At 49.7% G+C, this 12,632-nt stretch carries 10 protein-coding genes; 1 reads left to right on the top strand and 9 read right to left on the bottom strand.

Features of this window, described 5'->3' with window-relative positions:
- Nucleotides 1–37 precede the first annotated feature (37 nt).
- The 5 genes from ACJ2PR_RS02585 to ACJ2PR_RS02605 form a co-directional block, all read right to left on the bottom strand.
- Nucleotides 38–646, bottom strand: a complete 609-nt coding sequence (locus tag ACJ2PR_RS02585) for a cytochrome c oxidase subunit 3 (RefSeq protein WP_446867299.1) — start codon at nt 644–646, stop codon at nt 38–40.
- A 9-nt stretch (nt 647–655) separates the two neighbouring features.
- Nucleotides 656–2,353 (bottom strand): cytochrome c oxidase subunit I, encoded by a 1,698-nt coding sequence (gene ctaD / locus ACJ2PR_RS02590; protein WP_446858292.1) that lies wholly within the window; start codon nt 2,351–2,353, stop codon nt 656–658.
- 188 nt (nt 2,354–2,541) lie between these two features.
- Nucleotides 2,542–3,504, bottom strand: coding sequence for a cytochrome c oxidase subunit II (locus tag ACJ2PR_RS02595; RefSeq protein ID WP_446875792.1), 963 nt, complete (start codon nt 3,502–3,504; stop codon nt 2,542–2,544).
- A gap of 149 nt (nt 3,505–3,653) precedes the next feature.
- Nucleotides 3,654–4,256, bottom strand: coding sequence for a DUF2231 domain-containing protein (locus ACJ2PR_RS02600; protein ID WP_446867297.1), 603 nt, complete (start codon nt 4,254–4,256; stop codon nt 3,654–3,656).
- Entirely contained in the window at nt 4,256–4,753 is a 498-nt protein-coding gene (locus ACJ2PR_RS02605) for a DUF2231 domain-containing protein (protein ID WP_446875793.1), read from the bottom strand. The genes ACJ2PR_RS02600 and ACJ2PR_RS02605 overlap by 1 nt, the downstream gene beginning before the upstream one ends.
- A gap of 484 nt (nt 4,754–5,237) precedes the next feature.
- On the opposite strand from ACJ2PR_RS02605, the gene ACJ2PR_RS02610 reads away from it, so the two are divergent.
- Nucleotides 5,238–5,831 (top strand): cytochrome b, encoded by a 594-nt coding sequence (locus ACJ2PR_RS02610; RefSeq protein ID WP_446867295.1) that lies wholly within the window; start codon nt 5,238–5,240, stop codon nt 5,829–5,831.
- Between the two features lie 16 nt (nt 5,832–5,847).
- On the opposite strand, the gene ACJ2PR_RS02615 is transcribed toward ACJ2PR_RS02610, so the two are convergent.
- The 4 genes from ACJ2PR_RS02615 to ACJ2PR_RS02630 all read right to left on the bottom strand — a co-directional run.
- Complete coding sequence (locus ACJ2PR_RS02615) at nt 5,848–6,660, bottom strand: alpha/beta hydrolase family protein (protein WP_446875794.1); 813 nt, start codon at nt 6,658–6,660, stop codon at nt 5,848–5,850.
- 502 nt (nt 6,661–7,162) lie between these two features.
- A complete protein-coding gene (locus tag ACJ2PR_RS02620) occupies nt 7,163–9,370 on the bottom strand; it encodes a CHAT domain-containing protein (RefSeq protein ID WP_446875795.1) in 2,208 nt (735 codons plus the stop codon).
- A gap of 64 nt (nt 9,371–9,434) precedes the next feature.
- Nucleotides 9,435–10,196 (bottom strand): DUF928 domain-containing protein, encoded by a 762-nt coding sequence (locus tag ACJ2PR_RS02625; RefSeq protein WP_446875796.1) that lies wholly within the window; start codon nt 10,194–10,196, stop codon nt 9,435–9,437.
- A gap of 71 nt (nt 10,197–10,267) precedes the next feature.
- On the bottom strand, nt 10,268–12,632 hold a 2,365-nt coding region (locus tag ACJ2PR_RS02630), incomplete at its 5' end, for a CHASE2 domain-containing protein (RefSeq protein ID WP_446875797.1).

Genomic DNA, 12,632 nt, shown 5'->3' on the forward strand with positions numbered 1-12,632 from the left:
CCTCACGGTGCTAATAGAGAAGCTAATAGAGAAACACTCACTGCCAAACATAGATGAGAATGTACAAAACAATCCAGATTACATCAACAAAATGCCAGAATAGCGAAGTTGCTTCAACCCCAAAGAAACCATTGTCGTAGTTGCCCGGATAAAACGATCGCCCCAACATCAACACTTGAAGCAAAATACCCGTAAGAACGTGCAGACCGTGAAATCCAGTGAGTAAGTAGAACGTTCCGCCAAACAAGCCAGACGTAAAGCCAAAGGTCAAACTGCGCCACTCGATCGCTTGTCCATATAGGAAGTAGCCCCCCATGACCATTGTCGCCAGCAAAAACAGCCGAAATCCCCACAGTTTTTTGTCATGCAAATAGCGCTCGGCCACATAGATCACAAAGCTACTGGAGACTAAAACGATCGTATTAATTCTCGGTGCGTCAACCTCTAGACCTGTGACTCCGGGCGGATACCAGTCAGCGGTCGTTGTTTTGTAGACAATGTAGCCAACAAAAAAGCTGAGGAAGATCACGCTCTCCGACAGCAAAAATACAATAAAGCCAAACTTACTGTTGCCTGCTTCGTCATGTTCTTGAGTCTGCCGAACGTCGGCTTCAACTTCTTGGGCGATCGCTCTTTCTGCGGTCATGATTGGCTCCTAGGTAGTAGGGATGTCAGGCGATTGTGGGAGGTCTGGATTGGGGCTAGTTGCGACCAGGGGTTCATTGCTGCCGTAGCCATAGGGAGGCGAGATCACGACTGGAATTTCTTCAAAGTTCTCGACGGGAGGTGGTGAGGTGGTCAGCCACTCTAGCCCGATCGCTCGCCAGGGATTGTTGCCCACTTTTTCACCACGAATCCAGGAACTCACCATGTTGAGAATAAACGGCAATGTTGAGATTCCTAGTAAGAACCCACCCAAACTAGCCAACACATTCCAAAAAGCAAACTCTGGATCATAGGAAGCGACTCGTCTAGGCATTCCCATTAGTCCGGCTGCGTGCATCGGTAGAAAAGTGAGCGCTGTTCCAATGAAGGTGAGGATAAAGTGAACCTTCCCTAGACCTTCGTAGTACATGCGGCCGGTGATTTTGGGAAACCAGTGATACAACCCGGCGTAAATGCCAAAGACGATCGCACCATAAATTACATAGTGAAAGTGACCGACGACAAAGTAGGTATTGTTAACGTGAATGTCGATCGGAACGGATGCCAACATGATGCCAGTCACACCCGCAAACACAAAATTAACAATGCCCCCCAACGCAAACAACATCGGAGTCGTCAATCGAATCTTACCGCCCCAAATCGTCGCCACCCAGCCAAAGACCTTAATCCCAGTGGGGACTCCGACCAGCATCGAGGTAAACATAAAGCCGATCCGCATCCAACCCGGTGTCGCGCTGGCAAACATATGATGTACCCAAACCGTGGCACTAATCACCGTAATCAAAACCGATGAAACGGCAATGACTCGATACCCAAACAGCGGCTTGCGCGCATGGACAGGCAGCACTTCTGAAAAAATCCCAAACACAGGCAAGATCATCACATAGACCGCCGGGTGAGAATAGAACCAGAAAAAATGCTGATACAACACCGGATTGCCGCCCCGCTCAGGGGTAAAGAAGCTCGTTCCCACGGTTAAATCGAGCAGCAGCATGACCGCCCCCGCCGTCAAAGCGGGCAGTCCGTAGAGTTGAATTAACTGCGCCGCCAATACTGACCAGACAAAAGCAGGCGTTCTAAACCAGGTCATTCCCGGTGCCCGCATTCTAAAAATGGTCGTGACAAAATTCACTGCGCCCATAATCGACGACACACCAGAAATCGCCACCGCCAAAATCCACAACACCTGACCATTGATCAAGTTGCCCGTTGGATTTTGCAAACTGACAGGCGGATAGGCCCACCACCCCGATTGAGACGGGCCACCGGGCACCAAAAAACTGCCAATCATCAACACCCCAACCACGGGGATCATCCAAAACGAAACCGCATTCAGCCGAGGAAAGGCCATGTCTCGCGCCCCAATCATCAAGGGCACCAGATAGTTTGACAATCCCACCAAAACAGGGAACGTCCAGAGAAACAGCATGATCGAGCCGTGCATCGTGAATAGCGCATTGTAGACGGTACGATCGACCAGATCGGTATCAGGACTAATCAACTCGCCGCGCATGACCATTGAGAACAGTCCACCGACGAGAAAAAAGAAAAACGACGTGAAAATATACTGAATGCCAATGACTTTGTGATCGGTGCTGAAGGTGAAAAATCGTTTCCAGTTGTCGGGTGCGCCGGGATAGGGTTGGGCGCGAGTGACACCAATTGCTTCAACGGGGATGTTGGCCATTAGGGGGAAGGGATGAGGGATGAGGGATGAGAGAATTAATTCTGCTGGTTCAGGGAGGGCAATCTTTCCCTTAATTGAGGATTTTGAACCAGGGATCTTGTCTTAAAGTCCCCCAAAATTGGGGGGTTGGGGGGCAGAAGATGTGAACAACGAAGCAAAAAGACTTTATCGAATTCATTCCTACAGGCCTAAGCAGGAGGACTGGTGACTTCGTGTTTGGGGGCGTAGTTGACGATCGGAGGTGAGGCAGGCGCGACTGATTTCCAGCCGCCGATGTTGCCGCTTTTGGTGCCCTTATCATATTCAAAGGCCGCTTGATTGTAGGCGGGAGACGGCGTTTGGGAAGCGGCATCTGACAACCACTGCTCATAGTCACTGGGGGACTGCACCACAATATCTGCCTGATTTGCTGCAAAATAAGTGCCGCTATACATCGAGTCTCTCAGACGATATTTACCAGGACGAATCGGCGTAAACTCAAAGTCGATCGTTCGATTGGGCACCACATCCTGCTTGAGTCGAAAGGCTGGCACATAGAAACCATGCAGCACATCTTCTGAATGCAGTGCTAAATGAATGCGACGATCGGTGGGTAGATGTAGCTCAGTACTGGTGACATTTTGATCGGGATAGCGAAAGATCCAGGCCCACTGTTTGGCGGTTACCTCGATCGTTTCTACGGGGGCTTTTTCCTGGGCGCTCTGAATTTCTTTTTGGGGCGTGTCGTCAAACGGGGCGGCGTTGGCAGTTTGTACCATTTGCGGCATGTGGAGATGTACCAACTCCATCGGGCCCCGGACTGACATCTTATCGTAGGTGCGATAGCTGGCAAATGATAGCCCTAAGACAAGCGCGATCGGCACCCCTGTCCAAATAATTTCGAGTAGGGTGTTGCCCTCGATCGGCGGGCCGTCGCTAAAGTCATACTTCCCGGCTCGATGAAAGATTAGAGAATACACAATGGGAATCGTCACGCCAAAGAAGACGAAGGTTCCCAGTCCGACAAAGATGCTAAACAAATCGTCTGACAGTTTGGCTTCAGCGGCCGCCTCCGGTGGAAACCAGCCGTAGGATTGCTGTCCCATCCAGACGCTAAAGAATCCCAGAAGTACCGCTAAAACGGCAAGTGTCACAATCGCACGAAGTTTCATAGTCACAGCCGCAAAGAGTAGGAATCGATCGAGTTTAGTAGAACAGCCCTGAGATAAGATTGACTACCAAAAGCTCTGAGAACTCGTAGCACCGTTCACCGTTTTTGAGTCAGTAACACGCTTTAATCAAAGTTTGACGAATACCAGACCTACAACTGTTGATTTGGATTTTCGCCCATTTTGAGCAGTTGGTCAGCCGTGGTGTGAATGCCAAACTCACCGCCCAGATGCGATCCCAGCGTCCCCTGTAAAAACATCAGCAAAAAGATAGCCAGCCCTGCTGCCAGATAGCCCCACTGTACCTGTCTGGCCATATCCTTACGCCAAAGGTAGCGCTGAAAGCCTCGCCAGACGGTCATGCCGACCATGAGAGCCAGCAGCAACACACCCCCAACGCCATGCCAGAGCATCGTTTCCATCGCTTGCAGCCCCCAGGCGCTTTTGACATCGGTTAGCGGATCGGCCAGCAAGATTTCATAAAACCCAGTCGCGACGGTCAAGAATGTAATCACCGCAGCCGCCAACACGTTGTACCAGCCCACATCAAAGAGGCCCGATCGCGTCACCGGAATCGCCAGATACTTAAAGACCGCTTTCTCAACCGGAAAAAGCACGCCCACAATGTCGAAGGCGATCGCTGCGATAAATAGTCCCAGCGTCAAATGCACCAGGTTGGGATGAATTGGAATCACATAAGGCAAGTCATTAGCACCGAGGCGATCGCCCAATTGGTTAACTAAATCCGAGTTCATCACAGTTCCCCTCTTCTGGTCGCTTCAACCACCGGAACGTTGTGTAATCCATAAACCCACACCAGCAAATCGCCGAGATAGGTTTGAAAAATTACCAGCCCGACAAGTAGTATACTCACGACTAGGTAAGGAATGGGCAACTGCGGCTTATTTTGCGATCGAATCACATAGCGCCACCCCGTCACACCCGCCAAAATGCCTGATAACGACCAGCCCAAAATGGTGTGTAGATCCAACGTTGAGGTCGCAGCGTCATAGGGTTCGGCGAGTCCTGCTTCTATTTGTCCAAAGATCACAGCGATGAAGATCGACACGGTGGCAAATGCCAGATTCCACCAACTCACTTCATAGAGTCGAGGATTTTTGGTAAAGTAGCCGATTCCATCGCAGAATACTGCAAATAGCACCATCGCAATCACAAAGTGAACGACGATCGGATGGATGGTGTCTGGGTAAGGTAAGTTGTGCTCGTTGAGCGGTGGAAGGTAGTTAAACATAAGTTTTGAGCGGCATTAAGAGGGAGCAAAGCGGTAATAACTCAGTGAACTAACAACCGTCCGAATGATGCCACAAAATGTTTGATTTCTACCCTTCAGGATAGTGTTTTAGACCCTGACTTTCCTCTTTCTTTCAATTAATCTGTTTAACAATCTACCTAAAGAGAGATCTTTGTGTTGTGCTTATGGCTACAAGCGGCTTGAGTGCAACTTTGACATGGGATGACCAGCCCGATCGCTCACACTAGAGAAGTCTTTCTGCAATGCTGAAGAGAATCCCGGAATGTGACTAAAAATTCAGAACTTAATCCCCTGTATTTTGGCTTGCCTTCGTTGACTAAGAAAAGGTTAATCAAAATGGGTAGAACTCAAGCCACAACTCTTTCTGAAGTTTTATAGAATGGGGAACAGAATCGCTCAACAAAGCCGCGAAAGAACTTGATCAAATTGACGTTAAATCACCTTCACTCCTGGGAGAACTTTGATGACCTCAATCCAACAAACCACCGCCAGATCTAGAGTTAATTCTGCTTTCAAACAGTTGATGTCGGTGCATTGGTGGATGGCTGCTTGTTATCTGGTGCTGTTTGTCGTGGGCACATTTATGGCTCAACTGCCGAGAGAAGTTTCCTTTCGGGGAGCGCTTTATGACTTTCATAAGTCGATCGGGGTGTTGACGATGGCGCTGCTCACTTGGAGAATTTTGGTATTGCTGCGGGTGTGGTGGCGCAAGTACACTAAGCGTTTTCCCAAGTTTACGCCGGACTGGTTTAAGACAGTAGTGCTGCATTCCAGTCTGTATTTATTTATGTGGGCAGTTCCGATCGCGGGGTTTTTGCTCTCCAATTCATTTAAGAGCGGTAACGTTAAGTTCTTTGGGATTGTGCTTCCCGATTTATTTCCTAAGAATCCAGCAATGGTCGAGGTAGGAAGAAGTCTTCATTTCTGGTTGTCTTATACATTTCTGGCGTTTGTTGTGCTGCATTCGATCGCTCAGTGGAAAGTGGTCAAAGCAAACTGGCGGCGAATTACAAAATTTGTAAAATCAAAGACCACCAGTTCTGCCGAGATGAAATAGAGACCAGGTGATCGAGTTATCGAGAAAAAGCTTGATTCACTTCCTTTGGAGAGATCGAAAGGGTGCTCATCTCTCCGGTGTCTTTGAGAATCTTTTTGGCGATGATCTCATTGATTGGGGCAAGCGTGGCGAAATGGTCAACGTCTTTGACCTCAATAAACTGGACTTTTGGATTTGTTGAAGCTTCTGACATGGCTCGCAGCGAATCTACATTGCCCTCAGTTCCTTCAAAAAACCAGACGGGCGATCGGATAGAAGACAACCAATGGAGGGGCGATCGTACCTCGACTTCCTTCTGATTTGAAATATCAAATGGCAGAAACCCAGAGTCGGCTCCATATCGGGAGACATCCTCTACTGGCCCAAAAGAGAAGACCCCACGAAACAGATTGGAGGTCTGTGCAACCAGCAAAACCAGGGTGCCGCCTGTACTGTGACCGCCCAAATAAATCCGTTTGGGATCGACGTAATCCTGCTTTGCTAAATAGTTTGCGGCGGCGATCACGTCATCTACCTCGCCCAAAAAGCCTTCTTTGGTGCCTGGATTGTCGTTACCCCCTCGCAATGAAGGGAACATCATCACAATGCCTGCTTTGCGAAACGCTGCCGCCGTTTGATCGTTGTCACGCGGAGCCGGAGACCAGACATCGCCGATCGTGTTGGAGTCGCCGCCTGTGATCCAAATCATTGCGGGATGTTTTTTGCCGTCGCCAGGATTGGGAGAAAGATAAGCCGCCAGTTTGCCGCTTGGAGCCGGATATTTGATCGTTTGAAAGATGGAAGTTGGGGCGGCTTCGACGGGCTGAATCGGGGCTTTTTGAGGCTGCACAACTGTCTTAAAATCTTGCCGGGCCTCATTCAAGGAGGCCGCGTGAGATCGTATGGTTGGAGCGCAACCTGTGAGCATGTCACCGTCCACCCAACGTCAAGCTCCTGTCGCAAACAACATATTCAGACTCAAGATACAAATCGATTGATTAGACTTCCTGCATGAATGCCTGGCGATTGAAATCGCTGCTATCAGAACAAAGTCCACCTCCGTGGACTAACGGTTAAAATCGCCTCTTTAGTGTGCGAAGGCACACTTTGCTCTTGTAGCCCCGACTTTAGTCGGAGGGCATCTATGATTCGTGCAGGAAGTCTATTCTATAAACTTGAGTTCTCCTGAAGAAGGCTTTGGTGTATCGGGCAGGGGGACGAATCGGGATCTTCAAAATAGCCTACGTAACCCGATCGACGATAAACCACTAGCTAGAATTCTAATTCAAAGTTTCTCACTCATAGAGGATTAGGGGAAATTCAATTGATGTCTCCAATTTGCCCAGTTCTCCTTACCAGGGGTTGCCAATTAGCGTGAATCCTGACCAGTAGTAGGGATGAGATAAATCAACAAATTTGGGCAACTTGGCGGGTAGAGGCTGTTTGCCACCTGTCCAGGACAATTGACCGTCTTGAATTTTGACCTGCTGACGGAGCATTGCAATTTGGGCTTGTTGTATTGCTTCTGCTTTGGTGGAGGACTTTGCTAACTGCTGATAAAATTCGGCGATCAGTCCCAATGTTCCCGCGTCGCTGACATACCACAGGCTGGCGAGAACTGATTTTACACCCGACTGGAGCGCAAGTCCGGCAAATCCCAAGGTGGTCGTACGATCGCCCACTGCCGTCCGACAAGCACTCAGAACCAACAGTTCGACCGGGGGATTGTCTAGCTTCAGGTCGCGAAGTTGATTGAGGCGTAGTTGTGTATCCCATAGCTGAATGTAGGAAGCATTCGGGGTTTGTAGAGACAGCTTTAAATCTTCTTTGGCAGCATTGGGGCGCTGGTCTCCAGACTTAAATTCTCCGTGAGTGGCCAGATGCAGAATGCCAAAGGATTGAGGGCGCTGTTGTTTTAAGTTATTGAGCGTGAACTGCTCATTGAGAAAGGCTTTGCCCGACCAGAGGGTTTGAGTGATCAGCGCAAGTTCGATCGGGACAGCAGGTAAAGGAGACTGTCTAGGATCGGTGAAGGTTGAGCGACCCATTGCTAACACTTGCAGTTTGCGAATATCTCGATAGCGTGTGTCAGTGAGGCTCAAACTGGGCATCAAGCTAAGGCTGTACTTCTCAATAAGAAACTGCTGAGTGGTACGATCGTAGAGGGCTGCTAGAGGCAGTGTGCTAAGGTCTGGCTCCAAAATTAAGGTGATGTGCTGGATGCGTTGGGCTTTGAGTTCTGACTCGATCGGGGCAATGAGAAGTTGGTAGAGTTGGTGTGCCGATCGACGATAGCTTGTTGTACCGACTTTACTCGGATCAGAAATCTCACTGCGGAACTGATTCGTTAATTGTCGAATTGTTTGGCGAGTAGCGGCCGCAATGCGTTTACGAATCGGAGGTCGTGAGTGAGCAACGATTACTAATTCGAGTTGGGCCTGTTCTGGATCAGTGTTGAGCGAGGCAGGTACAAAGGTGCCATACAGTAAGGCATTTTTAACCCCTGTTGCGGTTTGGATCGAGTCAAGAACAAGGCAAGCATTGGTCGAAGTCGGATGGCTCGATTTGAATCTGAAGTAGTTGGAGTAGGTTTGAGTCAGGGTAGCTTCTATATTACTAACGCCTGCATCTAGACAGGTTGCATCCATCAATGAGGGAGGGGGTGAGGCGCTGGCAGGTTGTGCGATGTCAGGACGGTTCTCAGAGCGGGTTGGCTCCACGGTAGCACTGCTCAGTCCAGAACCAACTAGCTGAATCGTGCCGTTTTGATCAATGGCTGTCGTTGCATTGTCGCCTGTGCCTCCGGTTAGCTGTCGAGGAAGCGCGATCGAGGGAATAGTCGCCGGAAACTTCAACAAACTGTCAGGTGAATTGAATTGGATCAGTGATCGTCCCCGAAAGACTGAAGGTGCCGGATTCTGTACAAGTGGAAGAGACGGTTTAATCGTAGGTTGTGAGAAGGTGAGCGAATTGGGTAATGGATTTTGGAGAAGATTGAACGTGATGGAACTACTAAAGCTAGATGATGAGAATGACGACGAAAACGACGATGAAAACGATGATGAAAACGACGAAGCCGATGATGAGAATGACGACGACACTGATGATGAAAACGACGACACTGAGGACGATCGCAAGATATCTGAAGAACCTGGAAGTAGAGGGTCAGGAACAAAGGCAGCAGGCACATTGAGACTGGCATTGGCTCCAATAATTACGCCTGCCGGATTCAACAAAAACAAATTGGAGTTGCCGCCTGTTACTTGAATCAAGCCATTAATAACCGACGTTTCGCCTCCATTAACTCTGGCTAAAATGTTTTGAATGTTGGGATTCGACAAAAACGTAGCCACTTCGCCAGGGCTAAGTCCAAACCTTTGAAAGCTATGAAACAGATTGGCATTGATCGGGGTGCCTCCCGTAATCGTGTAGGTACTACCCGTTTGATTGATCACAGTGCCCGTTCCATCGATTCCCGGAGTGATGGACTGTGCCAACGTTGGATGGGCAGCGATCGCTCCCAGAATGACGGTTAGCAGCCCGATATGAAGACTCTGCACGGTGGCACCTCTTGATGTGAGGGTGAGGGATGAGGGAGAACTTTGTTCTGGTTCACGAGGAGGCTCAGGGGGTTTTGACGATCGCTTTGAGGGCGACTCGATTTAAGCCGCTGTCGGTGAGTAGGGTTGTCCAATCGTCCAGCGTACGGGGGTCTTGGGGGCGATCGTGTAGCGTTTTGCCTAGCTGGGTGATTGCGTCATACCACAGTCCAGCTTCTGCATAGAGGGCAGCTTTTCGTCCCGGTGCTGATAGGTTGACTAGCTGGGGAGCAATGCGCTGGATGGCTGCTTTGACAAATTGGTTAGCCGAAGCATCATTTGAATCACAAAGTACCACAAAACTCCAGTAGTAGAGCTGATTGGTGGCTAATGTTTTATTGGCGGGCAGGCGAATGCCCATCACACCGGGGGCGGCGTTGGTAATGCGAACAATGGTCTGATTGCGGCTGTTTCCTTCGGGGTCTTGCTCTTTGAGTCGTAGTTCACCTGGTAGTTGAGAAGTCAGCCGATAGGGAACATACACCCAGAAAGTAGGCCGCGCTTCTAGGGTGCGACCCCAGACAAAATCGCTCTCAGTCGCAGTCGGCACCAGTGCAGTGAGGGGAATGTCTACAGCAGGGCATTTACCAGTTTGTCCTCGGCTTCCTGCGCCACTGGTTTGAGTAGGATTGCCCGTCGGCGGCGGTAGCGCGATTTTGTAACGAATGCGAGTCCGTTTGGGGCGTGGTGCAGGTGCAGAGAAAGCTACCCTGATGTCATTCAGTAGCAGTGCCGCGATCGTGGCTGCTAAGACGGTGTATCGGAGAATTTGATTGACTCTGTACATTGGAAGTGTCCTTTGTCATTCGTCATTGGCTGGTCGATGGATGAACTACTGTAATCATAAAGGAATGTTGTCTAGATCTGTTTTTGAAGTCTCTTTTTAGTTAAAAAGGTGTTGTAAATCACCAAACTACCACTGCTTGCCGAGAATGCGATCGCAGACGGGACTAACGGAATCCAACCGCCTTGCTTAAGCCATCCAAAACAAATGCCGCCTAAGAGGATGAGCACTCCTGCACTTGTGATGCTCCAATAGAGCAATCCAGTTCGCCCTGTCCACATTCCCGCAACCCACACACCCGCGATCGACCAGCCCCAGATCCAGAGTCCTTCTACGCCAGGAGACCATACCCAAAGTAAAGGACGCTGATCCAAAACAGCACTCAGTAGTTGGCTCACCATTTGGGCATGAATTACAACACCGGGGATAGTCTGACTATTGTCCTGACTGTAAGGTGTCGCAAAGCGATCGATGCCTTCGATATCAACTCCAATCAGAACAATGCGATCGCGAATGTAGTCCGGGTTAGGGTCATTTAATACCTGGGTGACTGTAACTTGTTGGGCGACTTCGATCGGCGCTCGGTAGTTGAGCAAAATTTGAGAACCATTGGTCTCGATCGTAGAGTAGCCCCCTGTTGGCACCTGCAATTGAGGTAGTAAAACTTTGCCAAGCTGCCAATTGTTGTTTGTTACAGTATTCGGCTTTCCCTTGTCTGCTAAGTAGCGAGCCGCTAATAAAAAACTCAGTGCATAGCCAGTCGAACAGGACACACCTGGTTTTGGACTTACGGATAATAAATGACGACGAATCACTCGATCGGGATCGACCACAACATCCGTAAAGCCCAAAGAATCAGGAGGAATATCAGGGGGTGGAGCAATTCCTTGGCTTCGCTGATCGGGCAGTTTGCAGGGAACAATGACGCGATCGCTCGTTTGCAGGTGTTGTAGGAGTGCGGTGCGTCCGGTGCCCTGGGGAATATCACGATATAAATCTAAGCCGATCGCTTGAGCCTCATAGCGTTCTAGCTTTTGTAGTAGTTGGGTCACTGTGCGATCGCTGAGGGGATATTCCTGAAGTTGTTGAAAGTCTTTTTCGGTCGCTTTGACAACCAACAACCGCTGGTCTAACCCTTCACTCGGTCGGAGGCGCATCAGGCGATCGAAGGCTGCAAGTTCCAGCGATTGTAGTCCACCTAGCCAGCGAATTCCTAGTATCAGAGCAGTTATTAGCCCACTGGTGAACAGTCGCAATCGCAGAGAAGATCGAGGGACGGAACCCTCTTTTTGTCTGGACAGCGTATGCCAGCGAGGTGGCGGATCAGGAGAATGTTGACAGAGAACAGGAAGCCAACTAGCGCAGGGAAAGTCGTGTTCGAGTCCTTGTAATTGTTCTCGCGATCGACGGCTCGCCAAGTAGAGTGATTCGCCTTGCGTAAATTCAGATAGAAACACTTTGAGGAATGCTTGGGCAACCGGATCAGGAACAGGTTCTCGCATCACAATCATCTGAGGAAGATGAAGTTGAGCAAATTCTTGAGCAAACCCCAACCCATCACAGGAATTAAAAATGGCTAACTGTAAGCCTTGAGCGATCGCTTGTCGCAGTCCATACTTGAGTTCTTCCAGGGTGAGGCTTTCTTGTGGGTTGAGGTAGATTCGTCCGTGGTTGCCTTCGGTTTGGCTGTGTCCGGCAAAAAACAGAATGTCCCAGGGCTGGTTCCAAAGCTGTTGGGTAATCTGTTGGCGAGGTGGCTCAACGAGAAAGGTCACTTCAGCAGGCAACTGTTCCAAAATCCTGCGATCGGCTTCGACATCAATACCAGCCTGATTACCTAAAATTGCCAAAACCCGAACGGGACGATCGGGCGATCGATCAACCTGAATGCGTTCTAAAGTCGGCACTGATAGAGCAATTTCTGCTTTTGGGTAGCGCTCTAGTAGATTCCAACTCTGCCAGGGCAACCGCTGGATCTGTTCGTCCTGACTTCGCACCAAAATCCGAATCACTTCTTCTGGACTCAACGCTTCTCTGAGCCGACGGTCAATGCCTCGAAAGGCGGGTGAATCTAACCAGGTGTTGAGACGATTGTGCAGTTCGCGGGCAAAGCTGCGACAGTCATCCAACTGATTGACCGAGCCACCATAGATGATCTCTTGCGGAACAATGCGAGTGTGATGTCCCAAACTACGATAAGCTTGCTGCCATCGGTGTAGCGCCATGACCAACTCTGAGTTAGCCGGAAGAAACCCAACCATCTCGATCGCAGGTCGATCGCCATCGATACCGACTTCTAAGGCGACTCGAAACCCTTGCTCAAAGTCACCATCTAGCTTGAGGACAACCAGTTTCTCAACGTTTAGCACGATCGGGTTCTCATGAGAAGGGATGAGGGATGAGGGATGAGGGATGAGGGATGAGGGATGAGGGATGAGG

It is taken from the genome of Phormidesmis sp. 146-33, assembly GCF_052939515.1.